Source organism: Oceanicola granulosus HTCC2516, assembly GCF_000153305.1.
Taxonomy (GTDB): Bacteria; Pseudomonadota; Alphaproteobacteria; order Rhodobacterales; family Rhodobacteraceae; genus Oceanicola; species Oceanicola granulosus.
On sequence record NZ_CH724111.1, the window covers coordinates 44,407 to 69,051 of the forward strand.

The window sequence follows — 24,645 nt, forward strand, 5'->3', positions numbered from 1 at the left end:
ATTTCGGGGTCGTTCCTTGGTCAGGCCGGCACGGAGGCCGCCTTGAGACGGTCGATCTCGGGCCAGCGGTCGTTGACCCGCGGCACCGCGTTCATCAGTTCCTGTGTGTAGGCCTCTGCGGGATCGTCGAGCACGTCGGCGGGGGTGCCGCTCTCGATGATCCGGCCCTTGTTCATGATCGAGACCCGGTCCGACAGGTAATAAGCGGTCGACAGGTCGTGAGTGATGTAGACGAAGGAAATGCCTTCCTCGTCCTTGATCCGCTTGAAGATGTTCACGATCGACATCCGCAGCGAGGCGTCGACCATGCTCACCGGCTCGTCGGCCACGATCAGCCGCGGCCGCGGGATCAGGGCGCGGGCGACACTGATCCGCTGCAGCTCGCCGCCGGAGAACTGGCGGATGAACTTGCCCTCCACCCGCGCCAGCGACAGCCCCACCATCCGCAACGCCCGGTCGACCTCGGCGTCGACCGCCCTTGCGCCCTCGGCGACCTCGAGGTTGCGGGCGGTGGCGCGCAGGTAGTCGATCACCGGCAGGTAGGCGCTGAACGCCTCGAACGGGTTCTGGAAGATTGGCTGCACCTGCCGGCGGAAGCTCATGTCGTCGATGCGCTCGGTCTTCTGGCCGTGGACCGGACGGCCGAGCAGGCGGATCTCGCCGCTGGTCGGGGTCACCAGCCGCAGCAGCATCCGCGCCAGCGTGGTCTTGCCGCTGCCGCTCTCGCCGACGATGGACGAGACACAAGGCTCGGCCGGAAGGGTGAAGGTGACGTCGTCCACCGCGGCGAAGGACTTGCCGCCGAACAGGCCGCCGCCCTTGCGGAACAACCGGGTGAGCCCGGTCATCTCGAGCACGTTCGGTTCCGTCATGGCGTCGCCCTCCGGAGCGCCGTGACCGTCGACTTGCGAGTACCGAGCCGCGGCAGCGAGCCGATCAGACGCTGGGTGTATTCGTGCTTGGGATTGGCGAAGATCTCGTCGGTGGGCCCGGTCTCGACCACCTCGCCCTTGAACATGATGATCAGCCGGTCGGCGATCTGGTAATGGACGCCGAGATCGTGGCTCACCAGGACCAGCGTGTTGCCGAGCCGGCGCTGGATCTCGACCAGCATCAGCAGGATCCGCTTCTGCACCACCACGTCGAGCGCGGTGGTCGGCTCGTCGGCGAGGATCAGGTGCGGCCCGACATAGGAGGCGATCGCCACCAGCACCCGCTGGCGCATGCCGCCCGAGAGCTGGTGCGGGTAGGCGTCGAGCACCGACGGGTCGAGGTCGAGCCCGGCGAGGAAGGTCTCGAGGTCGCGCCGGATCGCCCGGCGGTCGCCCTTGCGCTTGTGCTTGGGCAGCCCGTCGATGAGCTGCTTGTGCACCTTCATCAGCGGGTTCAGCACCGACATCGAGCCTTGCGGCACGTAGGAGATGTCCTGCCACCAGGTCTTGCGCATCTCGCTGCAATCGATCGGCGCACGGTCCGGGAAGGTCGCGGTGATCCGCCCCGAGCGCAGCCGCAGCCCGGTGGAGAAGTCGCCGTAGATCGCCCGCATCAGGGTCGACTTGCCGCTGCCCGACTCGCCGGCGACGCCGACGATCTCGTTGCGGCCGATGGTCATGCTGGCGCCGTCGACGGCGGTGATGAAGTTGCGGCTGCCGTAGCCGAGAGTGACGTTGTCGACCTCGATCATATGCTCATCCTCCGCTCCGAGGACCGCATCGCCAGCCCCGAGGACATCAGGAACAGGCCGATGAAGAGGGCGACAATGACCACCACCGGCGCGCCGATCCAGATGTAGCGCTCGCCGAGCAGCGCCTGGTACTTGAGAGCCCAGTAGATCATCGTTCCCACGGTGGCCTGGCTGGCGCTCGACAGCCCGATCACGGCGAGCGCGGATTCGGTGGCGATGGCCACGAGTACGGTGTTGATGAAGTTCGCCGCCGACCAGCCGGCGATGTAGGGAAAGATGTGGCGGGTCAGGATCCGCGAGCGCCGCTCGCCGCTGAACCAGGCCACGTTGACGAATTCGCGCTCGCGCATCGACAGCGCCACCGCCCGCACCTGGCGGCCCGGGAACGGCCAGTTGAACACCACCAGCGCCACCCCGGCCGCGACCAGGCTGAGCTGGCCGCCGAACAGCGCCGCCAGCAGGATCAGGATCGGCAGCGTCGGGATGCAGATCAGCGCGTCCATCAGGAACGACAGAAACCGGTCGAGCCCGCCGCCGACATAGCCGGCGGTCAGGCCGAGGAAGACGCCGATCAGGGTCGACAGGAAGGCCACCGAGACGCCGAGGATCAGCGAGTTGCGCACCGCCCAGGTGAGCAGCCAGAAGATGTCCTGGCCGAGCGAGGTGGTGCCCAGCGGATGCGCGCCCGAGGGCCCCTGGTTGCGCGGCGCGGTGTACCATTCGAGCGGGTCGACCGGGGTGAACCACGGCAGGACCAGCCCGATGGCGCTGACGATCAGCAGCAGCGCGAGGCCGATGTAGAGGCGGAACGGGTTGTCTTGGAACAGCGCTCTCATGTCAGCCGTGCCTGATGCGGGGGTCGATGAGCGGGTACAGGAAGTCGATGATCATCGTCGCGGTGGCGACGGCGACGATCGACAGGCTGATCGTGCCCATGAGCAGGTTGTAGTCGCCCTGGAGCACCGCCTTGTAGATCAGCAGGCCGAGCCCGGGGTAGTCGAAGATGATCTCGGTGATCAGCGAGCCGTTGAACATCAGCCCGATCTGCAGCGCCAGGAAGGTGATCTGCGGCAGCAGCGCGTTGGGCAGGATGTAGCGCCCCAGCAGACGGGCGTCGCTCAGCCCCTTGAGCCGGGCGTAGCGGACGAACTCCTCTTCCTTGAGCGCCTGGGTCTGCGCCTTCACCGAGATGATCCACCAGCCGAAGGTGGTGATCACGATCGCCATCGCCGGCAGGAAGCTGTTCCAGACGATGCTGCGGACGAGGTCCCAACTCCAGGGCGCGCCGCGGATCGTGGTGGTGAGCGGAAAGATCGCCCAGACGTAGGAGAACAGCACCGACAGGATCAGCGCGACGATGTAGTAGGGGATCGGGTAGAGGCAGATCGCCAGCCCCTCCATCGCCCGGCCGGCGTTGCTGTTGGGCTTCCACCCCGCCAGCAGCCCGACGAAGTTGCCGAGCACCCAGGCGATGATGGTCGCCGAGAACAAGAGCCCGAAGGTCCAGGGCAGCGCGTTGCTGATCAGCTCCATCACCGGGGTCGGGTACATCGACAGCGACGGGCCGAAGTCGAACTCGACGAAGACCCGCCGCAAGAACGCGCCGTACTGCTCGAGCAGGGAGCCATCGAGCCCGAACGTGTCCGACAGCGAGGCGCGCAGCGCATCGACCTGGCTGGCGTCCATGTACCCCGATTGCACGGCGATCTTGGCGAGCATCGCGTCGACCGGGTCTGTGGGGGCGAAGCGGGGGACGAAGAACAGGATCGTCATCCCGACCGCCAGCACCATCACGTAGACCGCGATCCGCCCGGCTATGAAATTGACAAGTCGCATGGGGCTTCAGTTGACCTGCAGGTCGTCGCGGGAGGGAAGTTCGGGGAACGGCGCCGTCGGCAGGGTCTGGTACCAGAAGGCGACCGAGGCAATATCGTCCTGCAGCGGCAGATAACGGCGCTCTTCATTGCTACGCCAGCCGCGCCAGCCGAGCGCCTGGATCGTCACCTTGAGATCGGTTTCGAAGCGGATCGGATCGGTGATGTGCCAGCGGTACATGCCAAACCGGGTCTGGCTGTCGTAGACCCCGTCGGGCCGGATCACCTGCGGCATGCCCGCATAGGGCGTGGTGAACTCGCGGTAGGCGTTCTTCTGATCGGGGTCCATCGCGCCGACGTCGAAATTGTAGGCGCCGCAGAAATAGTCCTCGGTCCCGGTGCCGCAGATCGTCGGCCATTCCTGGTCGCCGTCGAGGAAGAACTTGATCTCGCCCTCGCCCCACCAGCCGTTATTGTTGACACCCCAGGCCATGTAGGTGCCGACATAGGTGCCCTGACCGCGGACCCCGTCCAGGATCGTGTGATCCTCCATGTAGGGCAGCGGGTTGTTGCGGCGGAACTGAGCGTGGAAGTAAGCCGCGTCTTCGGGAACCTCCGTGAGCACGTAGTTGATCTGGTAGTAGATCGTCATCTCGTCGGGCGAGCGGTTCTCCAGAGTCACCCGGCAGCGCTCGCGGAAGGGCATTTCCCAGTAGCAGTTGAACGCCCGCGCCGGATTCACGCAGACCGCCAGCGACGAAATCTGGGCATAGCGGTTCCAGCCTGACGCGAAGAAGTCGCCGAGCGGGCATTCCACCGACGGGTTGTCCTGGCCGTCCCAATAAATCCGCAGGATGCAGTCGCGCCACGGCACTTGGGAGACCACGCACCAGATCTGCTGGATCGCCCCCGGCCCCTCGATCTCGGCCAGCGTCCGGGTCTCGCCGGCAGCCATGTCGATCGAGGGCGAGACCTTCCAGCCACGACCCAGATCTCGGGACGGACCGGCGCCGGTCCCCTCGGTCGCCATGCCGCCCTTGCCTTTCTCGCCGGTGAAGTTCTCCGGCGAGATCGACCGCGTCCTGGCCGAAGAAAGCCGCCACAGGTTGCCAAGATTTGAGCCCAGTCCGGAGTGGGTCATCTGCGTCGTCCTCCCTTGGCCAACACGCCACCGTCATCGACGGGGATTTGTTGGTGAATATTTTATCCGTGGACGAACCATGCATCGAAGCTTGTGGATGGTCAAGCCAGATTCACTTTGATCGGAGCGCAGGCCGCGGGCGTGATCGATCCTTAGCGAAACAAGGCGAAGCCCTGGCCTCGGCCTTCGGGACTCGGGCACTCTCGGAAACCGAAGCTCTGGCGGTACCGGACGCGTTAGGGCGTGCCCCCGGGATGACGCTTGCCTGCCGGGACGAACTCCCGGCTAGCCGCGATCGAGGCACTTTCGGCCCGGGTTCTCGGCCCGTGCGAATACGTGCAGCACATGTCGATGATTGACTACGTGGCCATCTCTACCGAAAAGGACAGCCGCCGGATCGAGTTCGTGGATCATCTCCACGAGCGTTTCGTCGATCCCCGTGAGATCGGAACGGCGCCTGCGTCGCGCCGAGCAGACCCGGGGTCTCGATCGAGATGAAGCCCCGGGCTTTGGTGGAGTACCGGTTGCCACTGCCGAGGCCCCGGGAGCCTGAGAAATGCCGAGAAAGGGACCTAGGACCGACTGATGGCTGGCAAGGAAGAGAAGTACCGGGCGCCGGCGCTCGAGAAGGGTCTGGATATCGTCGAACTGCTGTCGCTGAACATGGACGGCATGACCCAGGTCGAGATCGCGAAGGCCCTGGAGCGTTCCCAGGGTGAGATCTACCGGATGCTCTCCACTCTGGTGCGCCGTGGCTACGTCGTTCGCCGCTCCGAAGGAGACCTCTATTCGCTATCGCTGAAGATGTTCGCAGTCTCCCAGCGCCAGCCCCCGATCCAGAGGCTGCTGGAGGTCGCGGCACCGAAGATGCGGGCTCTGACCCGGGTGGCCTGGCAGGCGTGCCACATCGCGATGGAAAGCGACGGCGACATTGTCGTCGTCGCCTCCGTCGGATCTCCGGGAAACTGGGGCCTGGCGCTACGGACCGGCATCTCGATCGGCCTGGGAAACACCGGGACCGGGCGCGTTCTGGCAGCCTTCCGAACCGATGCCGAGGTCGAGGAGTTGCTCGACCGACATCGACTTGCCGAAGGCGAGCCACCGATCGATCGGACGGCGTTCATGGAGCATGTCGCGCGGGTCCGGGAACGGGGCTTCGAACGTATGCCATCGGCCACGCTCATGGGTATCACGAACCTGGCCTACCCCGTTCTGGATCAGGAGAACCGAGCCGTCGCGGTCGTGAATTGCCCGTTCCTGACGCGCATCGACGAAGTCGAGGTGCCCGACATCGACGAAGTTCACGAACTCTACCAGCAATTTGCTCGCGAACTCACTGACTTCTACACGGGCGGCCAATATGCCGGGCCGCATGGCTAACCCCCCGGGCGACCTGGCCGAGGGCTTTTCTCCCAGAACCGCATCCGCATCACGTCGGCCGGTTCTGCCTCGAGCCTGGAGCTGCAGTCTGGAAGCGGCTCGAGAGCCGCTTCGCGCTGCTGCTCAGGCGATGCCGGCGCCGCCCGTGATGCCGTAGACCTCTCCGGTGATGTAGCTGCCTTCCTGCGAGGCCAGGAGCACGTAGACCGGAGCGAGCTCCACCGGCTGGCCCGGACGCCCGAATGTGCTTCCGCCGCCGAAGCTCTCCACCTTCTCCTGCGAGGACCCGCCGCTCGGGTTGAGGGGCGTCCAGATGGGACCGGGCGCGACGGAGTTGGCGCGGATGCCCTTGTCGATCAGCTCCGAGGCCAGCGCCTTCGTGAAGGCGACGATCCCGGCCTTGGTGGTGGCATAATGCATGATGGTGGTTGAGGGGTCGTAGGCCTGCACGGAGGCGGTGGTGATGATGGATGCGCCCGGGGGCATGATCCTGGCCGCCTCCTGCGTCGTCCAGAAGAGCGCGTAGAGGTTCGTCCGCATGGTCGTGTCGAAGTCGTCGCTCGTGAGCTCGTCGAACGAGGGAAAGAACTTCTGGTGGCCGGCGTTCACCACGAGGATGTCGAGCCCGCCGAGCTCATCGGCCGCCCGCTTCGGCAGCTCCCGCGCGTATCGCTCCTCGCTCACGTCGCCGGGCAGAGCGACGGCCTTGCGTCCCGCCTGCTCGATGAGGGCGATGACCTCGTCGGCGTCCGGCTGCTCGTCGGGAAGGAAGGAGATCGCGACATCCGCCCCCTCGCGCGCATAGGCGATGGCAGTGGCGCGCCCGATGCCGGAATCGCCGCCGGTGACAAGCGCCTTGCGCCCCTCGAGCTTGCCGGAGCCCTTGTAGCTCTCTTCGCCGTGGTCGGCCGGAGGCTCCAGCCGCCGGGCGAGACCCGGGGCCTGCTGTGGCTGCTTTGGAAACGGCGGCGCGGGATACTGCTTCCTTGGATCCTGCATCTTCGGACGGTCGACCATGTGCTCCTCCTCGAATGCCGATGAAGCCGGCGACTCCTCAACACCTTCGGGCGGCTCCTGTTCATTCAAAGTGCCAGAGATGTCGAAGACCGCGTCCGGAGGCCCCTGACCGGGCCGGGTTGTGGCACTGTGCGTACCCGTGTTCATCCCCGGTCGAGAAGCCAGGCGAGCGCACGCTTCAGCTCGCGCGCGCCGTCCGTCTCGAACCACTTCCCGTGCGCGAAGATCACCCGCTCCGGCTCCCACCCGACGAGACGCCCGCACGCGGCGGCGGCATCGCGTCGGCGCAGGAGCAGGCTCGCGCGCAGGTATGTCGGGGTCGAGCCTTCCGGGGCGCGCGTACCGGTGAGCCGGGCGTAGAGACGGGTGGCCGGCGGAACGCGATCAGGCTCGAGGTTCGAGACGAGATCGGTCAGCACCACGGTTCGGGTCGGGGGATGGAAGAAGGCAACCTCACGAAATCCTCCGCCGCCCGGCACGACGGTCTGCCGCAGGTCGCTGGACCAATCGTCGGGCGGCGTGTCGCCGAGGTCGTGGTCGAAGCGGACGCCGGACGCCCTGACCTGAAGCCGGCGGCGCAGGTTCGGTGCGGCCCAGCAAGTCGCCCCCGGACAATGCCGTTGCCAAGCCTGCAGGAACTTCCAGTGCCCTATCGTCGGCGCCACGAGGTGCCGCACCGGCCCCAACTCCTCCAGGCGCGCGAGCAGTTCCGGGCTGAACGGAGTGGGCGAGTGAAGCCACAGGCTGCCATCGGTCAAACGGACGACGGTCATGCGCGCGGGCAGCGCGAGTCCCATGGCGTGGATCGGCTTCGCGTCAACGATCCAGACTCCGTCGGCGACGCGCTTCGGCACGTCGAAGGGAGGATAACCGCGCGCCTCAGACCCCATGGAAGGCCCCTTCGCCAAGATGCGTTAAAACCGGTCAGGCCGAATCCGCGATGACGCAGGGGGAACGGGGCGGACGGAAGAAATGTTCCGGGGCGCTTGTCCGTATCTCACGAGCTGAAGAAGCGCACGCCTTCGCTCCCGGCCGTTTCGTCGACTGAACCGCCGAGGGGAACGCGAGACGCATCAGCCGGTTGGACAAGCGTCTGCAGTGGACGCGGTCCGGTTCCGGAACGGGCGGCCCGCGTCGACGCGGAAGCGAAAGGAGCACAGCGTGGAAGAGCAAGTTCAAGACGCGATTCTGACCGAGCTACAGCGGCAGTCTGAAGATCCCGAGTGCAACTTCAACCTGTTCCAAGCTGGCAGCCGGCTTGCGGTCGACGGAGAAATCGATCTCGACGCTTTGGTCCTGGCGATCGTCGGCTCGCTGGCTGGCGGGCCATAGCACCTGCCAGATCGGAAAGCCCGCCGCGTGTGTACGCTTTTGCACGCTGGATTGCCCGATCCATCGGAGGGGAATAGCTGGTTACTCGACTCGATCATCCCCCGGCGAAAGGGAGGGCATGTCAGAACGCGAGAAAGTCGTTGCCCGCGCGCTGCAGCGGGAGCTGGATCTCCCCGTGTCGGTTCGCTTCGGGCCCGGGTCCAATCAGGAGCAGGACCACGTGGTGATCTCCGACGAGCAGGGCGGCGAGTGGCGCCTGTCGCTCTTCAGCCGTGCCGACGCCGACGGCCTGCACATCCAGCTGCGCGAGACAATCGCCGCCCTCGGTCGCTGCCGCCTGACGCTCCGCGATCACCGGGGCGCGCCCTGCACCCTCGCTTTCGAAATCGCCGAGACCCTCGCGCCGTCACTGGCAGGCGCTCCCGTCACCTTGATCTTGCGCGCGCGGACCCGGCAGCCCTCTCCCGGCGACGCATCACGCTAGACGGTACGCTACCGCACCCCGCGTAGACGCGCGCCTCCGGCCGTGGCACGCTTCGCCGACCAACCGCACGGACATTTGGCATGGTTGGCTGGGAGACCGCTTCATGTGCTCTTGCCTTCGCAGGAGCAGAACCGATGGCCGTCAGCCCTTATGCGCCGGAGCAGAACAACCTGCTCAGAACCCTGCCGGATGCAGCTCAGGCGCTGCTCGTGCCTCATCTCGAGCCGGTGACGCTCGGGCGGGGGCTGGTGGTCGAGGCGGTCGACGATCCGGTCACGCGCGTCATCTTTCCTCTCACCGGCGTCGGCTCGATGCTCGCGGTCGGCGATGGCAAGCGGCGGATCGAGGCCGGCCTGTTCGGGTCCGAGGGAATGTCCGGCGTCTCCGTCGTCCTTGGCAGCGTCGACAACCCGAGCGAGGTCGTGATCCAGATCCCCGGCCACGGGCTGGCGATCGAGACCGGCGTCCTGCGCGGCCTCCTCGAAGAAAGTCCCGCTTTGCACCGCCACCTGCTGCTCTACGTGCTGACGCTGCTCGTCCAGGTGACCTACACCGCCTTCTCCAACGGGCAGGCGAAGCTGGAGGAGCGGCTCGCGCGCTGGCTGCTCATGTGCCACGACCGGATCGGCGGCGACCGCATGGCGCTGACCCACGAGTTCCTGTCGATCATGCTCGGCGTGCGTCGCGCGGGCGTCACGGTGGGCACCCACCTGCTTGAAGGCAAGGGACTGATCCGCGCCAATCGTGGCGAGATCATCGTGCTCGACCGGGCGGGGCTGGAGCAGGAGGCGAAAGGCTCCTACGGGGTTCCCGAGGCGGAGTATGTCAGGCTTCTGGGAAGCTGGCAGCCTGACCGTCTGCCCGGCGGGGCAGCAGAATTCTGAAGCCCGCTCCGGCGCCGTCGGTGAGGACGTCGATCGATCCGTCCAGTCTTTCGACGGTGGAGATAACGATGCTCAGCCCCAGCCCCGCTGCATCGTCCAGCCGGAAGCCCGCCGGCAGTCCATCGCCGTTGTCGCGCACCACGAGGCGCAGGCGTCCGTCCTCCAGGCGGTCAGCCTCGAGCGTCACCACCACGCTCCGGCCGTCCGGCGAGGCGTGCTTGACCGCGTTCATGGCAAGCTCATTCAGAAGCACGCCGATCTGCCCCGCCTCGTGCCCGTCCACGGTCACGGCGCCGCACTTCACCTCGATGGCAGCCCGGATGATCTCGGAGATATCCGCACAAAGCGGCGCGAGCACCTCGCTCAGCGCCACCTCCTCGTCGGAGACGTTGTTCGCAAGCTCCCGGTGCACCCGCGCCATCGCCGCGAGCCGACTGGCCGCGGATATCAGCGCATCGCGTGCCGTCTCGACGGATGTCATCTGCCGGCTCTCGTGGCGCAACATGGCGGCGAGGAACTGCAAGCTGTTGGCGATGCGGTGGTCTGCCTCCTTCTGCCGCAAGATGATGTCTTCGGCGGCGCAGGATGTGTGCGAACTGCTCGAGGTCACTCGTCAGCTCCTCTGGAGAGGCTCGTTTCATGACGAGATGTTTGGACGACATCTGCTCGTTCGCTCATTTCGTCGGACGTAGGCTTGTTATACGGCACCTCCCCCGGTTCAATGCCGCGTGCGGTTTCGTACCAGTTTGATCTCTTGCTCGGGATGCATGCCGCGAGCACCCGGGACAGGGGTCGAGAGCGGGCGACCGTCGCTATCGTGTAGAAGTGCGTCGGATGGCCCGCCCTACGCCAGCCGGTAAAGCCGCCGGGCCGTCCCGCCGAAGATCGCCGCGATATCGCTGCGGGGGCGGTCGCGCAGCAGGATGGCGAGCTGGGCGAGCTGGCGGGGGACCGGGCAGTTGACGGCCTCGACCGGGGCGTTGGAGCCCCAGAGGACACGCGCGGCGCCGAAGCTGTCGAGGAGGTGGTCGACGTGAGGCTGCAGCCGCGTGACGTCCCAGCCCTTGTCGACGGTCCAGAGACCGGAGAGCTTCATCGCGACGTTCGGCCTCGCGGCCAGCTCGGTGAGGCCCGCGCGCCAGCGGGCGGCGTTGCCGGGCCGGTCGGGCTCGAGCGTGCCGAAATGGTCGACGACGATGCTCAGGTCTGGCTGCGCGGCCGCGAAATCGGCGAGCTGGGAGAGCTGCTCCGGGACGACGACCATCTCGAGGCACAGGTCGTGCACCGCCAGCTCGGCGGCCGCGGCGCGGAAGGCAGCGTCGGCCAACATTCCCGGCCGGCGCGCGACGCGCCAGCGGCCGGCCCGGTCCCAGGCGACGGGCGTGCGGATGCCGCGCAGGGCGGGGTGCGCGCGATGCCGCGCGATCAGGGCCCCCGCGCCCGGCGCGGCGAGATCGGCCTCGCCGACGATGGCGATCGGCCACGGCGCCGCGTCCGCCAGCGCCTGCAGCCACGCCGTCTCGGCAACCGGATCGTCGGCGCCGCAATTGGCCTGCACGTGGACGCTTCCCGCCAGCCGCCCGCCGCAGGCGGCGGCGTGCTCGGCGAGGAGGTAGTCGCGCGCGATCGAGCGCTTGTCGCCGAAGCGCGCGGGCGGCGCGTCGGGGGCGAGCCAGCGGTAGGGGAAGCGGCCGATCTGCCAGAGGTGGTGGTGCCCGTCGACCAGCGCGATACCCTCCAGCATCGCCGCGACGGCGGGCTCCGCCTGCCCGCTCAATAGGTCGCCCGTCCGCCCGACAGGTCGAACACCGCGCCGGTGGTGAAGCTGTTCTCGGCCGAGCAGAGCCAGCAGATCATCGCCGCCGCCTCGGTGAGCTCGAGGAAGCGGCCGCGCGGGATCTTGGAGAGCATGTAGTCGATGTGCTCCTGCTTCATCTGGTCGAAGATCCGCGTGCGCGCCGCCGCCGGGGTGACGCAGTTCACCGCGATGTCGAGATGGGCGAGCTCCTTGCCGAGCGACTTGGTCAGCCCGATCACCCCCGCCTTCGACGCCGAGTAGGCCGAGGCGTTGGGGTTGCCCTCCTTGCCCGCGACGGAGGCGATGTTGACGATGCGCCCGTAGCCGGCCTCGGTCATCGCCGGCACCACGGCGCGGTTGACGTGGAAGGTGCCGATCAGGTTGATCTCGGTGATCCGGCGGAATTCGTCGACGGGATACGCCGCCAGCGGCCCGTTCGATCCGGCGACGCCGGCCGAGTTCACCAGCACCGACACCGCCCCGCCCTCGCCGCGCGTGCGCGCCATCGCGGCCTCGACGCTCGCCCAGTCGGCCACGTCGACCTCGCAGGCGAACGCGCCGCCGCCGATCTCGCGCGCGGTCTCTTCGGCCAGCGCCCGGTCGCGGTCCCAGATGGCGAGGCGCAGGCCCTCGCTGGCGAGCCTCTCGGCGACGGCGCGGCCGATGCCCTGCGCGCCTCCGGTCACGATGGCGGTCTGTTGCTTGTCCATGGTCACTCCGCGATGGCCTCCCGGGGCCGGTCAATGTGGTAGGGCTGCCCGCCGGCCCTGGCCGACTCGATCAGGGCGTGCAGCGCCTCGACGGCGCGGGCGCCGACATGGCCGGGGCTCGCGTTGGTCCCCTGCCCCAGCGCGATGTCGACGAGCCGGTCGGCCGGCCCCTCGCAGCTGTAGCGCCACGCGCCCTCGGGCACGGTGGCCGTCTCGCTCTTGCCGTCGGGCAGCTTGAGCGTGAGCCGCTCCGTCTCGATGTCGAGCAGGACGGAGCCCTGGCTGCCGTAGATCCGCAGGTCGACCTCGAAGCCGTGCCCCTCGGGCACGCCGCAGCTGCCCGAGAACACCCCCGTCGCCCCGCCCTCGAAGCACAGCGCGGCGGCGTCGTGCAGATCGACGCGGGAGGGCGCGTCGAAGGTTATCGCCTGCACCTCGGCGACGCGCAGGTCGGTCATACGGAACAGGATGCCGAGTGCGTGGGAGAGCTGGCCGTAGGCGTAGCCGCCGCCCCGGTCGGGCGAGTCCCAGGTGTCGCGGTCGGGCTGGATCGGCACGTGCGCCCAGCGGTGCAGCCCCTGCCCGGAGAAGATCGACCGGGTGAAGGAGGCCATGTGGCAGACCACGTGCTCGATCTCGCCGATGCGCCCGACCATGTCGGCCATCGCGTCGAGGCCGGGCTTGTAGTTCCAGCCGTAGGCGACGAGCAGCTCGCGCCCCGCCGCGCGGGCGGTCTCGACGAGATCCCACGCCTGCGCCGGGTCGAGGCACATGGGTTTCTCGACCAGCACGTGACAGCCCTTCCGCAGGAAGGCGCGGGCCTGTTCGTAGTGCAGGTCGTGCGGCGAGGCGATCACCGCGATGTCGATGTCGCGCTCCAGCACCTCGCGCCAATCCTCGGTGGCGAAGGCGAAGCCGAACTCGTCGCGGATCAGGTCCAGCTCGTCGCGGCCGAGCCGGCAGACGCTGTCGAGCGTCACCTCCGGGCGGGCGGCCAGCACGGGGATGTGCATGCGGTAGGCGAAGTGCCCCGCGCCGATGATCGCGGCCCTCACCATGCCGCGCGTCCCGCGGCGGATCTGCGGCTCATGTGCTGCTCCTGATCTTGAGGTGGTAGCCGACGTCGTCGACCGGGACGGGCGCGTTCGCATCCGCGATCCGCGCCAGTGCGACCTCGGCGGCGCGCCGGCCGATCTCGCGGCCGTGGATGCGCACGGTGGTCATGGGCACGGGCAGCAGCGCCGACAGGCTGAGATCGCCGAAGCCCGCGATGGCGACCTGCCCCGGCACGTCCACGCCGTTGGACAGACACCAGAGCATCGCGCCCTGGGCCGGCAGTTCGGCGAGGAAGAGCACGGCGTCGGGCGGGTTCGGCCGCTCCAGAAGGCTCTGGATCAGGGGGCCGCCGCTCTCGATGGTGGCGGGGTTGTCGAACTCGACCACGCTGTCGGGCCGCAGCGCGCGCCCCGCCGCGCGCATGGCGTCACAGAAGCCCCGGGTCCGGTCGGCGGCCTGGTCGTTGTGGCGCGCGGCGCCGCCGACCATGACGATCTCGCGGTAGCCGGCGTCGATGAGATAGCGCGTCAGCTCCGCGGCCGCCGCGTGGTTGTCGAAGCCGACGACGCTGCCGATGGCCCCGTCGCGCAGGTTCCAGGCCTCCACCACCGGGCCCGGATAGCGCTCGAGCAGCTTGCGCGTCGCCTCCGTGTGGGAGAAGCCGGTGAGGATGATCGCGTCGGCCTGCCGCGCGATGAAGGTCCGCACGGCGGCTTCCTCCTTCTCCGGCGACCAGTTGCTGACGGCGAGCAGCATCCGCTGGCCGTGCGGATCGAGCGCGCCGGTGATGCCCTGCGCGAAGTCGGCGAACAGGGAGCTGGCGAGGATCGGCACCACGACGCCGATCATGTCGCTGCGCTGCGAGACGAGGGAGCGCGCGGTGAGGTTGGGAATGTAGCCGAGCTCGTCGATGGTGCGCTGTATCTTTTCGCGGGTGTCCGGGCGCACCGTCTCGGGCTGCCGCAGGGCGCGGGAGACGGTGATGAGCGACAGGCCGGCGGCCTTCGACACGTCCTTCAGCGTCACCGTCTTCTTGTCGCCCTGCCCCACGCCGCTGCGCTCCCCTGACCCACCCATCTTCGACAGGCGGCTGAAATTGACCGTTGACATACGAGTATCATCGCCCCTAGGGTCCGTCAATATCGAATGATACACGAATATCATCCGGTTTTCATAGCTCGCGGGGGAACGAGGCCGCGAGGGTCACGGGAGGAAACAGATGACCAAGGCAATCACACGCCGGAGCTTTCTCGGCACCACCGCCGTCGCCAGCATCGCGGCCCTCGCGCCGCTGCGCGCCAGCGCCGCCTCGGGCGAGCTCTCCGTCTGGAAGTTCGGCGGCACGCCCACCGAGGTGGAGCAATGGGCCGCCCGCAACGAGGCGTTCGCCGCCGCGAACCCGGACATCGAGCTGAACTACTCCTACTTCAACGGCCAGATCCGCCGGCAGAAGATCCTCGCCGGCTTCCAGACCAACCGGCTCGCCGACGTCATCGTCGCCTTCGGGCAGGACATCCCCGAATTCGTCGGCTTCGGCATGGTGCAGCCGCTCGACGATATCGCGGGCGACCGCATCGATGGCTGGAAGGAGCGCGTCGTTCCCGAGGTGCTGGAATCGGGCATGCACGAGGGCAAGCTCTACGGCCTGCCGACCTACGTCGACATGGCGAGCTTCCTCGCGGTGAACCTCGACGCGCTCGAGGAGGCCGGCTTCGACCGCCCGCCCGCCACCTGGGAAGAGCTGCGCGAGTACGCGCGGGCGATGACCAAGCCCGACCGCCCCGGCATCGCCTTCCCGGCGACGACGGCGCCCGTCGACATCAACATCTTCGAGGGCATCGCCTACGCCAACGGCGGCCGCATCTACGACGAGGAGACCAACAAGGTCACCCTGAACGATCCCGGCGTCGTCGACGCGCTGCAGCTTTACGTCGACCTCATCGCCGACGGCTCCACGCCGCAGGCCACCTCGCTGACCGAGACCTTCTTCCGCGACACCGCCCAGCTCTTCGGGCAGGGCCGTTCGGCGATGTGGATCGGGCTGTCGTGGCTCAACACGCCCTGGGGCGTGAACGACGACGTCCGCTGGACCGGCGTGCCCTTCCCCCGCCCCGAGACGCCCACGGGCAGCTTCGATCCGGTGGCGGCGATCATGGACCCGACGGCCATCCTCATGGTCTCCTCGCGCGCCGAAAACCCGGAGGCGGCGGTCGAGTACCTCGATTTCTGGTCCCAGGACGCGCAGCTCGAGATCTGGGGCGGCCAGCCCGAGGTCGCGCGCATTCCGGCGGGCAAGGCCGCCTGGGACAACGCCGAGCTCGCGGAGACCTGGCCGAAATGGGTCGAGGCCTACGAGGCCGGCACGCTGTTCGAGGGGGCCGCGCCGATGCCGCGCTTCATCGGCGTCTCCGCCATCGAGGCCGCGCTCGGCACCGCCATCCAGGAGGCCGTGCTGGGGCAGAAGACGCCGCAGCAGGCGCTCGACGACGCCACCAGCGCCGCGCAGACGCAGATCGACCTGATCCGCGGCTGATTCCGACAGCGCTTCGAGAAGGGGCTCGACGATGAGACATGACCGCCTACTGGCCTATGCGATGATCCTGCCCGTGGTGGCGGCCGTCCTCGCCTTCGTCGTCGGGCCCACCTACAACGTCGCCACGCTCAGCCTGACCAAGGTGGTCATGGGCATGGAGCGCGGCTTCGGGACGTTCGACAACTTCCGCGCCCTGACCGCCGATCCGGTCTTCTGGCTGGTGATGAAGAACACCGCCATCTGGATCCTCGGCGGCACCGTGCTCTGCGTCACCGTCGGGCTCGCCGTCGGCACCTTCCTCGCGCTCGACTCGCGGCTGACCGGCTGGCTGCGGGCGCTGATCCTGCTGCCCTGGGTGATCCCGGACGTCGTCACCGCGATGGCCTGGAAGTGGATGCTGCACGGGCAGGTCGGCATCATCGGCCAGACCCTTCAGGACACTGGCCTGACCGACCGGCCGATCTCGTTCCTCGGCGACCCGCAGCTCGTGATGTGGACGCTCGTGGTGGTGCTGATCTGGCGCAAGATGCCGCTGGTCGCGCTGATCCTGTGCGCCGCGATCCGCTCCGTTCCCGACGATCAGCTCGAGGCGGCGCGCATGGACGGGGCCAACGCCTGGGAGCGGTTCCGCTTCGTGACGATCCCCAACATCGCCTTCTCGCTGACCGCCGTGACCGTCATCTCGATGATCTGGATCACCGCCGAGTTCGCGCTGCCCTGGATCATGACCGGCGGCGGGCCCGCCAACGCCAGCCAGATCATGGCGACGTACATCTACCAGCAGAGCTTCGAGTTCTTCAATTGGGGCGTCGCCTCGGCGATGTCGGTGATCAACCTGCTCATGCTGGTCTCGATCGTCGCCCTCTACCTCTACATCAACCGCCGCTCCTGGGCTTCGGAGGGTTCGCAATGAACGAGCAACCGCGCGTCCTCTACTGGACCATGCTGAGCCTGATCGGCCTCGTGATCGCCGTCTACATCCTGTTCCCGGTGTTCTGGCTCTTCCTCGCCTCGTTCAAGACGCAGGCCGAGCTGGCGCAGCTGCCAATCAACTTCTGGCCGCAGACGCCGACGCTCGACGCCTATGCCGCGCTGTTCTCCGACACGCACCAGAAGGGGCAGCTGCTCGACTGGCCGCGCCTGATCGGCAACAGCTTCTTCATCGCGGTGACCTCGACGATCATCGTGCTGATCTTCGGCACCTTCGCCGGCTACGCCTTCGCCCGCCTGCAGTTCCCGGGCCGCGACCTGATCCTCGGCGGGCTGCTCATCAGCCGCATGTTCCAGGGCGCGGCGCTGCTGCTGCCGACCTACCGCCTGATGAGCATGATCGGCCTGCAGGACAGCCTGATCGGCCTCGTGCTGCTCTACTCCGCCTTCGGCCTGCCCTTCGCCACCTGGATCATCGCCTCGTCGCTGCGCGAGATCCCCCGCGAGCTCGAGGAGAGCGCGATGATGGACGGGGCGAGCCGGCTGCAGAGCATGGTCCTCGTGGTGCTGCCGCTGGCGACGCCGGCGCTGATCACTGCCGCCATGTGGCACTTCGTCGGCGCGTGGTCGGAGTTCGCCTTCGCCTCGATCCTGCTGGAGTCCAACGAGAACAAGACCGTAACCATCGGCCTCGCCAGCTTCGTCGAGCTGTTCACGCTGGAGTTCCAGTATGTCGGCGCCGCCGCGACCATCGTCGCCCTGCCGATCATGCTCGTGTTCTTCTTCGGCCAGCGCTACTTCACCCGCGGTCTGCTCGCGGGGGCGGTGAAGGGATGAAGATCGTCTCGATCACCGCGCAGGCCATCGACTGCGGCTTCCAGAGCCAGAAGCTGCAGACCAGCCGGGTCGCCTCGCCGATGTCGCGCTTTCCGCGCTTCGCGGCCGAGCGGGCGAGCTGGATGTGGCCGACGAAGAAGGTCTTCGTGCGCGCCGAGGACGCCGACGGCACCGTCGGCTGGTCCTGCACCAACGGCGGCGAGATCGTCGCGCTGATCGTCACCGCCCAGCTCGCGCGGCTGCTCGAGGGCGAGCGCGTCGAGATTGCCGAGTCCTGGGCGCAGATGAAGGCGGCGCTGCTGCCGAACGACCGCTCCGGCTTCGCCATGATGGCGGTCGCCGGGGTCGATATCGCGCTCTGGGACCTCGCGGCGCGGCGCGCCGGGCGCGGGCTCGTCGACCTGCTCGGCGGCGCCCGGGCCGGGCGCCTGCCGGTCTACGCCACCACCGCCCGGCCCGAGGCGCTGGCCGGACAGGGCTGGCACGGGCTCAAGGCCGCCGCACCCTACGGCCCCGAGGCGGGCGAGGCGGGGCTCGCCGAGAACATCGCCCTGCTGCGCCGCTTCGCCGAGGCGGCGGGGCCGGGCCGGTCGATCATGATCGACGCCTTCATGGCCTGGGACGCCGATTACGCCCTGCGCTTCGCCGAGGCCGCTGCCGGCCTGCCGCTGAAGTGGATCGAGGATCCGCTGCCGCCCGACGACATCGACGGGCTGATCCGCCTGCGCGGCGAGATGGACCCGGGCATCAAGCTCGCCCTCGGCAACTTCGCCTTCTCGCTCGCCGATTGCCGCGAGCTGCTGCGCTACGGGCTGGCCGACATCCTGCAGCCCGACATCGCCTGGGCCGGGGGCATCACCGAGGGGCTGCGCATCCTCGACCTCGCCGCCGAGGCCGACACGCCTGTCATCCTGCACAATTCCTGCGAGCAGCCCTGGGCGCTCGCCCTCGCCGCCGCCCGCCAAAGCGCGCCGACGGTCGAGTTCGTCGACCGCGGCGACGACTCGCCGCTCTACGCGCTCTCCGGCCCCCGGCCCGAGATCGACGACGGTTTCGTCACCGTGCCCACCGGGCCCCTGCACAACCGCCCCCCCAGCCACATCGCCGCCGCGTTCGGCGACCAGACCTGAGAGACACATCATGGGATCAGTCGCGCTCAAAGACATCCGCAAGTCCTACGGGGCGGTCGAGGTTCTGCACGGGATCGACCTCGACATCGCCGATGGCGAGTTCACCGTCCTCGTCGGCCCCTCGGGCTGCGGCAAGTCCACCCTGCTGCGCTCCATCGCCGGCCTCGAGACGATCAGCGGCGGGGACATCATTCTCGACGACACCAAGATCAACACGCTCCAGCCCAAGGAGCGCGACATCGCGATGGTGTTCCAGAACTACGCGCTCTACCCGCACATGACGGTGGCCAAGAACATGGGCTTTTCGCTGCGCCTGTCGAAGGTCGACAAGGACGAGATCGACCGCAAGGTCCGCGCCGCCGCCGAGATCCTCGACCTCACCCCCCTGCTCGACCGCTACCCGCGCCAGCTCTCCGGCGGCCAGCGCCAGCGCGTCGCGATGGGCCGGGCCATCGTACGCGATCCGAAGGTGTTCCTGTTCGACGAGCCGCTGTCCAACCTTGACGCCAAGCTGCGCGTGCAGATGCGCTCGGAGATCAAGGAGCTGCACCAGCGGCTCAAGACCACGACCATCTACGTCACCCACGACCAGATCGAGGCCATGACCATGGCCGACAAGATCGTCGTCATGCGCGGCGGCCATGTCGAGCAGATCGGCAGCCCGCTCGAGCTCTACGAGAACCCCGCCAGCGTCTTCGTCGCCGGTTTCATCGGCTCGCCCTCGATGAACTTCGTGCGCGCCAGCGCGGGGGCGGACGGCATCGAGTATGCCGACGGCCACTGGCTCGGCCGCCCCGCCGCCGCCATCGCGCCGGGGCGCGCGGTCATCGCGGGATTCCGCCCCGAGGACATGCGCCTCGCCGACACCGGCTTGCCCGCCCGCGTCGCCCTCGTCGAGCCGACCGGGGCGGAGACGCAGCTGGTGCTGCGCACCGGTCAGGATTCGCTGGTGATGACCACCCGCGAGCGCGTCACCCAGAAGCCGGGCGACCTCGTCCACGTCGTCGTGAGCGAGGGCAAGCTGCACTGCTTCGACGCCGACACCGAGCGCAGCCTCGCGCCGGGGGCGGCCCCGGCATGAAGATCACCGACGTCCGGGTCATCCGGTTCCGCACCCACGCCGACCGCTGGGACATCGGCCACGCGCGGCTCAGACCCGCCGCCGAGGTCAGCCAGACCGTCACCTGCATCGACACCGACGCGGGCCTCACCGGCTGGTTCTTCGGCGGCGGCAAGCATGGCGACCAGGACGGGATGAGCCCCGACGAGCAGCGCCTGATCGAGGGCCGCGTGCGCGACCTGCTGCTCGGCGTCGACCCGTTCGACCGCGAGGCGGTCTGGAAGTGGATGTGGGTCGCCAACCTGCCCGAGGTCGCCCAGAGCGTCATCGACTGCGCCCTCTGGGACCTCGCCGGACGCGCCGCCGGCCAGCCGGTCTACAAGCTGATGGGCGCGGCGCGCGACAAGGTGCCGGCCTACGCCTCCACCTACCCCAACATCGGCCCGCCGCAGGTCTACGCCGAACACGCGCTCGCCTGCCGGGCCGAGGGCTACAAGGCCTACAAGATCCACCCGCACTACTTCTGGAATCCCGACACCGGCCTGCCGACCAAGGGCCGCCCCTCCAACATCCGCGCCGACATCGAGACGATCAACCTCGTGCGCGAGGCGGTCGGCCCGGACATGGTGCTGATGTACGACGTCTGGGGCACCTACCACACGATCGAGGAGACCATCAAAGTCGGCCGCGAACTAGAGCGGAACGACTTCTACTGGTTCGAGCACCCGATGCCCGAGTACCGGGTCGAGAGCTATCGCCGCCTCTGCCGCGAGCTGTCGATCCCGATCCTCGCGCCCGAGATCGCCGCCGGCGGCGTCTTCACCCGCGCCGAGTGGATCCTGCAGGGTGCCTCCGACATGAGCCGCATGGACATCCGCCGCGGCGGCGTCACCGGCTGCCGCAAGACGGCGGTGGTCTGCGAGGCGTTCGGCCAGCGCTGCGAGATCCACATGGCGGGCTGGGGCAACCTGCAGGTCATGGGCGCGACCTCGCAAGACACCAGCGAATGGTACGAGAAGGGCCTGCTCGCCCCCGGCGTCGACTACGACGCGCCCCACCCGTACCTGGAGCGCAACTGCGACCCGATGGACGCCGAGGGCCACGTCGCCCTGCCGACCGCCCCGGGCCTCGGCTACGAACCGATCTGGGACTACATCGACGACAACCGGGTGCCGTCGTGACCTTCCGCCGGGCCTGGACCATGCGCCTGCGCGCGGGGGCCGAAGCCGCCTACGACGCCGCCCACGCCGCCGTCTGGCCCGAGCTGCAGGCGCAGATGCGCGCCGACGGCATCCGCCGCTTCGTGCTCTACCGCGACGGCACGACCGTCTTCGCCTACCAGGAGCGCCAGCGTCCGTTCCCCGACCGCGCCGCGCCGGCCAGCGAGATCACCGCCCGCTGGTGGCGCGAGATGGCGGCGCTGATGGAGACCGACGCCGAGGGCCGCCCGCTGCAGACCATGCTGCGCGAGATCTTCGCGCTCCGCCCCGACCAGGAGACCGAGAACAGGGAGACCGCCCGATGAGCGGACTGACGGGCATCGTCCCGATCCTGCTGACGCCGTTCCGCGAGGACTTCAGCATCGACTACGCCAGCCTGCGCCGCGAGCTCGACCACACCCTCTCCGCCGGGGTGCACGGGGTCGGCATCGCCATCGGCTCGGAGGTGTTCAAGCTGACCCCGGAGGAGCGCCGCGAGCTGCTGCGCGCCGTGGTCGACCAGGTCGAGGGCCGGGTGCCGGTCGTGATGAACGTCTCCGCCCCCGGCAGCGAGGTGGCGTGCCAGCTCGCGCGCGAGGCCGCCGAGGCCGGGGCCGGCCGGCTCATGGTCTGGCCGCCCGACTTCTTCCCCGCCAGCGCCGACGCCGTCGTCGACCACCTCGCCCGCATCGCCGACGCGGCGGGCCTGCCGATCATCCTGCAGGACGTGCCCCAGGCCCCGATCCCGCCCGGCCTCGCCCTGCGCATCGCCGACGCGGTGCCGCTGGTCGACACGATCAAGGTCGAGACCCAGCCGACCGTGCTGCAGGTGCAGGCGATGGTCGAGGCGGTGGGGGACCGGCTCACGGTCCTCGGCGGCGCCGGCGGCGGCACCCTCGTCGAGGAGCACCGGCGCGGCGCGCGCGGCACCATGCCCTTCGCCAGCCAGAGCGCCGACTTCATGGCCGCGTGGGACGCGCTCGAGCGGGGCGACGCGGCGGCGGCGGAAGAGGTGCTCGCGCGGCGCATCCTCCCGGTCAGCCGGCTCGGCTTCCAGGGGCGCGACCTGTTCTACCACGTCCACAAGGCCCTGCTGCGCCGCCGCTGCCTGTTCCGCACCACCCTCGTCCGCCCCCCGACCGATGCCCCCGACGCCGTCACGCAGGGCGAGATCGACCGCCTGCTCGCCCACCTCTCCCCTGCCCCCGCCCCGAAGAAGGAAACCGCATGAGATTGCTGCGCGTCGGCCCCGATGGCCACGAGACCCCTGCCCTCCTCGCCGCAGACGGCACCCTGCGCGACCTCTCCGCCCATATCGACGACATCGCCGGCGCGGCGCTCGCGCCCGGCGGGCTCGACCGCCTGCGCGGGATCGATCCGGCCGCCCTGCCCGCGCTCGACAGCGGCGCGCGCATCGGCCCCTGCGTCGGGCGGGTCGGCAAGTTCATCTGCATCGGCCTCAACTACGCCGACCACGCCGCCGAGAGCGGCATGGAGGTGCCGAAGGAGCCGGTGATCTTCATGAAGGCCACCTCCGCCATCTCGGGCCCGAACGATCCGGTCGAACTGCCGCCGGGGGCGGAGAAGGCAGATTGGGAGGTCGAGCTCGGCGTCGTGATCGGCGCGCCCGCGCGCGAGGTCGCCGAGGCCGACGCCCTGTCGCACGTGGCCGGCTACTGCGTCGTCAACGACCTGTCCGAGCGTGCCTTTCAGCTCGAGCGCGGCGGACAGTGGGTCAAGGGCAAGTCGGCCGACACCTTCGGCCCCATCGGCCCGTGGCTCGTCACCGCCGACGAGGTGGCGGACCCGGCGCGGCTGTCCATGTGGCTCGACCTGAACGGCGAGCGCATGCAGGACGGCTCGACCGAAACCATGGTCTTCGGCGTCGCGGAACTGGTCTCGTACCTGTCGCACTTCATGTCGCTGCAACCGGGCGACATCATCTCCACCGGCACGCCCCCCGGCGTCGGCCTCGGCCAGACGCCGCCGCGTTTCCTGCGCGCGGGCGACGAGATGCGCCTCGGCATCGAGGGGCTGGGGGAGCAATGCCAGACCGTGCGCGCGCGCTGAACTGGGCGGCGGGGGGCCGGGCTGAAGCCCGGCCTACGGGCGGCGCGGTGGCCGGGGCGTCAGACGGCGGAGCCGACGCCGAGGTCCATCACCGCGATATCGAGCAGCCGCGCCATCGTGGTCTGGGCGGCGAGCGGATCGCGGTTGCGGATGTGCTCCAACACCTCGCCGTGCAGCCCGAGCGAGCCGCCCGGATCCTGCGAGCGCGACGTGGTCAGCTTGAACGAGTAGCCGAGCGCCGCGCCGATGGTGTTGGAGAGCTGCTGGAACACGACGTTGCGGCTCGCCTTGAGCAGCGCGCGGTGGAACTGGATGTCGGCGGCGTTGAACTCCTGGAACGCCCTCGCCTCGAGATGCCGGGCCATGTCGGCGTAGGCCGCCTCCAGCCGCGCGATGTCTTCCGGGCCGGCGCGGGCGGCGGCGAAGCGGGCGGCGGCGGGCTCGATGACCTGCCGCGCGGCGATCAGCGACAGCACGAAGTCCGGGTCCGGCGCCAGCTCGAGCGACAGGTCGAGCAGGTCGGCATCGAGCAGGTTCCACTCGTCCTTGGGTTGCACGATCGTCCCGATCCGCGGCCGCGCCGTCACCAGCCCCTTCGTCACCAGCACCTTCACCGCCTCGCGCAGCGCGCTGCGGCTGACGCCGTAGCGCTCGCACAGGCTCGCCTCGCGCGGCAGCCCCTCCCCCGGCGCGATCTTGCCGGTGAGGATGTCGGCGGCGAGGGCGCGCACGATCTGGTGGTGGACGCGCGGCTTCTGCGTCGGGGCGGCGGCGGGCGGAGAAGCGAGGGACTCAGTCATGACAGTCACTCATGATAGAGCACCGAGCGGCCGCCATCGATGGTGATGCAGGTCGCGTTGATGAACGGCGCCTCGTCGCTGGCGAGGAACACTGCCGTCATCGCCACCTCGCGCGGGTCGCAGATGCGCTGCGGCGGGTGCATCTCGTAGGTCTTGCGCCGCTCCGCCTCGGGGTCGTCGAAGCCGTCCCAGTAGGCGCAGGCCAGCTCGGTCTCGACGTAGCCGGGGGCGATGGCGTTGACCCGGACACCGCGCGCCGCGAACTCGATCCCGAGCGAGCGGGTCAGGCCCAGCAGCCCGTGCTTGGCCACCGGGTAGGGGAAGGTGCCGGGAATGATGCTGAAGGAGTGGGTCGAGGCGATGTTGACCACCGCCCCGCCGCCGCCCTCGAGCATCGCGGGCAGCAGCGCGCGGGTGACGCGCCAGACGCCCTCGAGATCGACCGCCATGCAGCGCGCCCAGTCGGCGTCGGTCGAGTCGAGCGGCTCGGCGAAGACGTTGATCCCGGCGTTGTTGACGAGGATGTGCGGCGCGCCGAAGCGCTCGGCCACGGCTCCGGCCAGGCGCGCGACGGAGGCGCCGTCGGCCACGTCGCAGGCCACCGCCAGCGTGCGCTCCCCGCCCGGATCGAGCGCCGCCGCCCGGGCCTCCGCCCCCTCCGCGTCGATGTCCGCGAGCACCACCTTCGCGCCCTCGGCGACGAACGCCTCCGCGATGGCGGCGCCGATGCCGCGCGCGGCGCCGGTGACGATGGCGGTCTTGTCGGCCAGCCTGTCCATGGGCCTC

At 69.0% G+C, this 24,645-nt stretch carries 27 protein-coding genes; 13 read left to right on the top strand and 14 right to left on the bottom strand.

All coding sequences use genetic code 11. The features are described from left to right. Window positions 1-20: 20 nt before the first annotated feature. Genes OG2516_RS18165 through OG2516_RS18185 form a run of 5 tightly spaced genes read right to left on the bottom strand, consistent with a single transcriptional unit; the run spans window position 21 to window position 4,639 of the window. Window positions 21-872 (bottom strand): ABC transporter ATP-binding protein, encoded by an 852-nt coding sequence (locus OG2516_RS18165; RefSeq protein WP_007257166.1) that lies wholly within the window; start codon window positions 870-872, stop codon window positions 21-23. Then, the gene (locus OG2516_RS18170; RefSeq protein ID WP_007257167.1) at window positions 869-1,684 is read right to left on the bottom strand and encodes an ABC transporter ATP-binding protein; all 816 of its coding nucleotides are present in this window, start codon (window positions 1,682-1,684) and stop codon (window positions 869-871) included. The genes OG2516_RS18165 and OG2516_RS18170 overlap by 4 nt, the downstream gene beginning before the upstream one ends. After that, window positions 1,681-2,520 carry an ABC transporter permease gene (locus OG2516_RS18175; protein ID WP_007257168.1) on the bottom strand — a complete coding sequence of 280 codons (840 nt, stop codon included), beginning with the start codon at window positions 2,518-2,520 and terminating at the stop codon, window positions 1,681-1,683. The genes OG2516_RS18170 and OG2516_RS18175 overlap by 4 nt, the downstream gene beginning before the upstream one ends. Before the next feature lies 1 nt (window position 2,521). Further along, window positions 2,522-3,520 (bottom strand): ABC transporter permease, encoded by a 999-nt coding sequence (locus tag OG2516_RS18180; RefSeq protein ID WP_007257169.1) that lies wholly within the window; start codon window positions 3,518-3,520, stop codon window positions 2,522-2,524. A 6-nt stretch (window positions 3,521-3,526) separates the two neighbouring features. Further along, complete coding sequence (locus tag OG2516_RS18185; protein ID WP_040616410.1) at window positions 3,527-4,639, bottom strand: glycoside hydrolase family 172 protein; 1,113 nt, start codon at window positions 4,637-4,639, stop codon at window positions 3,527-3,529. A gap of 585 nt (window positions 4,640-5,224) precedes the next feature. Here OG2516_RS18185 and OG2516_RS18190 point away from each other — a divergent pair. Beyond that, a complete protein-coding gene (locus OG2516_RS18190) occupies window positions 5,225-6,019 on the top strand; it encodes an IclR family transcriptional regulator (protein WP_007257171.1) in 795 nt (264 codons plus the stop codon). Between the two features lie 123 nt (window positions 6,020-6,142). On the opposite strand, the gene OG2516_RS18195 is transcribed toward OG2516_RS18190, so the two are convergent. Both OG2516_RS18195 and OG2516_RS18200 read right to left on the bottom strand, forming a co-directional pair. After that, entirely contained in the window at window positions 6,143-7,183 is a 1,041-nt protein-coding gene (locus tag OG2516_RS18195; protein WP_281004414.1) for an SDR family oxidoreductase, read from the bottom strand. Next, on the bottom strand, window positions 7,180-7,926 hold the full coding sequence (locus OG2516_RS18200; protein WP_007257173.1) for a DUF4336 domain-containing protein: 747 nt from the start codon (window positions 7,924-7,926) through the stop codon (window positions 7,180-7,182). The genes OG2516_RS18195 and OG2516_RS18200 overlap by 4 nt, the downstream gene beginning before the upstream one ends. A gap of 271 nt (window positions 7,927-8,197) precedes the next feature. Here OG2516_RS18200 and OG2516_RS20495 point away from each other — a divergent pair, with 271 nt between their 5' ends. The 3 genes from OG2516_RS20495 (at window position 8,198) to OG2516_RS18210 (ending at window position 9,736) form a co-directional block, all read left to right on the top strand. After that, window positions 8,198-8,368: a hypothetical protein gene (locus tag OG2516_RS20495; RefSeq protein ID WP_007257174.1), complete on the top strand. Its 171-nt coding sequence runs from the start codon at window positions 8,198-8,200 to the stop codon at window positions 8,366-8,368. Window positions 8,369-8,486: 118 nt separating this feature from the next. Further along, entirely contained in the window at window positions 8,487-8,852 is a 366-nt protein-coding gene (locus OG2516_RS18205) for a hypothetical protein (protein ID WP_007257175.1), read from the top strand. Between the two features lie 134 nt (window positions 8,853-8,986). Further along, a complete protein-coding gene (locus tag OG2516_RS18210; protein WP_007257176.1) occupies window positions 8,987-9,736 on the top strand; it encodes a Crp/Fnr family transcriptional regulator in 750 nt (249 codons plus the stop codon). Here OG2516_RS18210 and OG2516_RS18215 read toward each other — a convergent pair. From OG2516_RS18215 to OG2516_RS18235, 5 genes are all read right to left on the bottom strand, one after another. Then, window positions 9,678-10,346, bottom strand: a complete 669-nt coding sequence (locus tag OG2516_RS18215) for a sensor histidine kinase (protein ID WP_007257177.1) — start codon at window positions 10,344-10,346, stop codon at window positions 9,678-9,680. The genes OG2516_RS18210 and OG2516_RS18215 overlap by 59 nt on opposite strands. A 234-nt stretch (window positions 10,347-10,580) precedes the next feature. Then, window positions 10,581-11,513 carry an amidohydrolase family protein gene (locus OG2516_RS18220; protein WP_007257178.1) on the bottom strand — a complete coding sequence of 311 codons (933 nt, stop codon included), beginning with the start codon at window positions 11,511-11,513 and terminating at the stop codon, window positions 10,581-10,583. Then, window positions 11,510-12,244: an SDR family NAD(P)-dependent oxidoreductase gene (locus OG2516_RS18225; RefSeq protein ID WP_007257179.1), complete on the bottom strand. Its 735-nt coding sequence runs from the start codon at window positions 12,242-12,244 to the stop codon at window positions 11,510-11,512. Before OG2516_RS18225 ends, OG2516_RS18220 begins: the two co-directional genes overlap by 4 nt. 2 nt (window positions 12,245-12,246) lie before the next feature. Then, on the bottom strand, window positions 12,247-13,302 hold the full coding sequence (locus OG2516_RS18230) for a Gfo/Idh/MocA family protein (protein WP_007257180.1): 1,056 nt from the start codon (window positions 13,300-13,302) through the stop codon (window positions 12,247-12,249). Between the two features lie 28 nt (window positions 13,303-13,330). Then, window positions 13,331-14,410 carry a LacI family DNA-binding transcriptional regulator gene (locus tag OG2516_RS18235; protein WP_192808397.1) on the bottom strand — a complete coding sequence of 360 codons (1,080 nt, stop codon included), beginning with the start codon at window positions 14,408-14,410 and terminating at the stop codon, window positions 13,331-13,333. Between the two features lie 109 nt (window positions 14,411-14,519). On the opposite strand from OG2516_RS18235, the gene OG2516_RS18240 reads away from it, so the two are divergent. The 9 genes from OG2516_RS18240 to OG2516_RS18280 are packed head-to-tail and all read left to right on the top strand — an operon-like array spanning window position 14,520 to window position 23,059. After that, window positions 14,520-15,833, top strand: a complete 1,314-nt coding sequence (locus tag OG2516_RS18240) for an extracellular solute-binding protein (protein WP_007257182.1) — start codon at window positions 14,520-14,522, stop codon at window positions 15,831-15,833. Window positions 15,834-15,864: 31 nt separating this feature from the next. Then, window positions 15,865-16,746 (top strand): carbohydrate ABC transporter permease, encoded by an 882-nt coding sequence (locus OG2516_RS18245; protein WP_083788652.1) that lies wholly within the window; start codon window positions 15,865-15,867, stop codon window positions 16,744-16,746. Beyond that, on the top strand, window positions 16,743-17,600 hold the full coding sequence (locus tag OG2516_RS18250) for a carbohydrate ABC transporter permease (protein WP_007257184.1): 858 nt from the start codon (window positions 16,743-16,745) through the stop codon (window positions 17,598-17,600). The genes OG2516_RS18245 and OG2516_RS18250 overlap by 4 nt, the downstream gene beginning before the upstream one ends. After that, a complete protein-coding gene (locus tag OG2516_RS18255) occupies window positions 17,597-18,730 on the top strand; it encodes an enolase C-terminal domain-like protein (RefSeq protein WP_007257185.1) in 1,134 nt (377 codons plus the stop codon). Before OG2516_RS18250 ends, OG2516_RS18255 begins: the two co-directional genes overlap by 4 nt. A 10-nt stretch (window positions 18,731-18,740) precedes the next feature. Continuing rightward, window positions 18,741-19,811: an ABC transporter ATP-binding protein gene (locus OG2516_RS18260; RefSeq protein ID WP_007257186.1), complete on the top strand. Its 1,071-nt coding sequence runs from the start codon at window positions 18,741-18,743 to the stop codon at window positions 19,809-19,811. Continuing rightward, window positions 19,808-20,971 carry an enolase C-terminal domain-like protein gene (locus OG2516_RS18265; RefSeq protein ID WP_007257187.1) on the top strand — a complete coding sequence of 388 codons (1,164 nt, stop codon included), beginning with the start codon at window positions 19,808-19,810 and terminating at the stop codon, window positions 20,969-20,971. The genes OG2516_RS18260 and OG2516_RS18265 overlap by 4 nt, the downstream gene beginning before the upstream one ends. After that, entirely contained in the window at window positions 20,968-21,315 is a 348-nt protein-coding gene (locus tag OG2516_RS18270) for an L-rhamnose mutarotase (protein ID WP_007257188.1), read from the top strand. The genes OG2516_RS18265 and OG2516_RS18270 overlap by 4 nt, the downstream gene beginning before the upstream one ends. Continuing rightward, entirely contained in the window at window positions 21,312-22,220 is a 909-nt protein-coding gene (locus OG2516_RS18275) for a dihydrodipicolinate synthase family protein (RefSeq protein ID WP_007257189.1), read from the top strand. The genes OG2516_RS18270 and OG2516_RS18275 overlap by 4 nt, the downstream gene beginning before the upstream one ends. Continuing rightward, on the top strand, window positions 22,217-23,059 hold the full coding sequence (locus OG2516_RS18280) for a fumarylacetoacetate hydrolase family protein (protein ID WP_007257190.1): 843 nt from the start codon (window positions 22,217-22,219) through the stop codon (window positions 23,057-23,059). Before OG2516_RS18275 ends, OG2516_RS18280 begins: the two co-directional genes overlap by 4 nt. 59 nt (window positions 23,060-23,118) lie before the next feature. On the opposite strand, the gene OG2516_RS18285 is transcribed toward OG2516_RS18280, so the two are convergent. After that, window positions 23,119-23,859, bottom strand: coding sequence for a FadR/GntR family transcriptional regulator (locus OG2516_RS18285; protein ID WP_007257191.1), 741 nt, complete (start codon window positions 23,857-23,859; stop codon window positions 23,119-23,121). A 5-nt stretch (window positions 23,860-23,864) separates the two neighbouring features. Then, a complete protein-coding gene (locus OG2516_RS18290) occupies window positions 23,865-24,638 on the bottom strand; it encodes an SDR family oxidoreductase (protein ID WP_007257192.1) in 774 nt (257 codons plus the stop codon). Between the last annotated feature and the right edge of the window lie 7 nt (window positions 24,639-24,645).

What these genes read in the sequence shown, in the direction of transcription:
- OG2516_RS18280 (WP_007257190.1), top strand. Translation starts at nt 22,217, where the DNA reads ATGAGATTGCTGCGCGTCGGCCCCGATGGCCACGAGACCCCTGCCCTC.
- OG2516_RS18230 (WP_007257180.1), bottom strand. Translation starts at nt 13,302, where the DNA reads ATGGTGAGGGCCGCGATCATCGGCGCGGGGCACTTCGCCTACCGCATG.
- OG2516_RS18240 (WP_007257182.1), top strand. Translation starts at nt 14,520, where the DNA reads ATGACCAAGGCAATCACACGCCGGAGCTTTCTCGGCACCACCGCCGTC.
- OG2516_RS18175 (WP_007257168.1), bottom strand. Translation starts at nt 2,520, where the DNA reads ATGAGAGCGCTGTTCCAAGACAACCCGTTCCGCCTCTACATCGGCCTC.
- OG2516_RS18200 (WP_007257173.1), bottom strand. Translation starts at nt 7,926, where the DNA reads ATGGGGTCTGAGGCGCGCGGTTATCCTCCCTTCGACGTGCCGAAGCGC.
- OG2516_RS18185 (WP_040616410.1), bottom strand. Translation starts at nt 4,639, where the DNA reads ATGACCCACTCCGGACTGGGCTCAAATCTTGGCAACCTGTGGCGGCTT.
- OG2516_RS18285 (WP_007257191.1), bottom strand. Translation starts at nt 23,859, where the DNA reads ATGACTGAGTCCCTCGCTTCTCCGCCCGCCGCCGCCCCGACGCAGAAG.
- OG2516_RS18255 (WP_007257185.1), top strand. Translation starts at nt 17,597, where the DNA reads ATGAAGATCGTCTCGATCACCGCGCAGGCCATCGACTGCGGCTTCCAG.
- OG2516_RS18235 (WP_192808397.1), bottom strand. Translation starts at nt 14,410, where the DNA reads ATGTCAACGGTCAATTTCAGCCGCCTGTCGAAGATGGGTGGGTCAGGG.
- OG2516_RS18275 (WP_007257189.1), top strand. Translation starts at nt 21,312, where the DNA reads ATGAGCGGACTGACGGGCATCGTCCCGATCCTGCTGACGCCGTTCCGC.
- OG2516_RS18290 (WP_007257192.1), bottom strand. Translation starts at nt 24,638, where the DNA reads ATGGACAGGCTGGCCGACAAGACCGCCATCGTCACCGGCGCCGCGCGC.
- OG2516_RS18245 (WP_083788652.1), top strand. Translation starts at nt 15,865, where the DNA reads ATGAGACATGACCGCCTACTGGCCTATGCGATGATCCTGCCCGTGGTG.
- OG2516_RS18195 (WP_281004414.1), bottom strand. Translation starts at nt 7,183, where the DNA reads ATGAACACGGGTACGCACAGTGCCACAACCCGGCCCGGTCAGGGGCCT.
- OG2516_RS18170 (WP_007257167.1), bottom strand. Translation starts at nt 1,684, where the DNA reads ATGATCGAGGTCGACAACGTCACTCTCGGCTACGGCAGCCGCAACTTC.
- OG2516_RS18190 (WP_007257171.1), top strand. Translation starts at nt 5,225, where the DNA reads ATGGCTGGCAAGGAAGAGAAGTACCGGGCGCCGGCGCTCGAGAAGGGT.
- OG2516_RS18250 (WP_007257184.1), top strand. Translation starts at nt 16,743, where the DNA reads ATGAACGAGCAACCGCGCGTCCTCTACTGGACCATGCTGAGCCTGATC.
- OG2516_RS18180 (WP_007257169.1), bottom strand. Translation starts at nt 3,520, where the DNA reads ATGCGACTTGTCAATTTCATAGCCGGGCGGATCGCGGTCTACGTGATG.
- OG2516_RS18225 (WP_007257179.1), bottom strand. Translation starts at nt 12,244, where the DNA reads ATGGACAAGCAACAGACCGCCATCGTGACCGGAGGCGCGCAGGGCATC.
- OG2516_RS18210 (WP_007257176.1), top strand. Translation starts at nt 8,987, where the DNA reads ATGGCCGTCAGCCCTTATGCGCCGGAGCAGAACAACCTGCTCAGAACC.
- OG2516_RS18165 (WP_007257166.1), bottom strand. Translation starts at nt 872, where the DNA reads ATGACGGAACCGAACGTGCTCGAGATGACCGGGCTCACCCGGTTGTTC.
- OG2516_RS18260 (WP_007257186.1), top strand. Translation starts at nt 18,741, where the DNA reads ATGGGATCAGTCGCGCTCAAAGACATCCGCAAGTCCTACGGGGCGGTC.
- OG2516_RS18265 (WP_007257187.1), top strand. Translation starts at nt 19,808, where the DNA reads ATGAAGATCACCGACGTCCGGGTCATCCGGTTCCGCACCCACGCCGAC.
- OG2516_RS18205 (WP_007257175.1), top strand. Translation starts at nt 8,487, where the DNA reads ATGTCAGAACGCGAGAAAGTCGTTGCCCGCGCGCTGCAGCGGGAGCTG.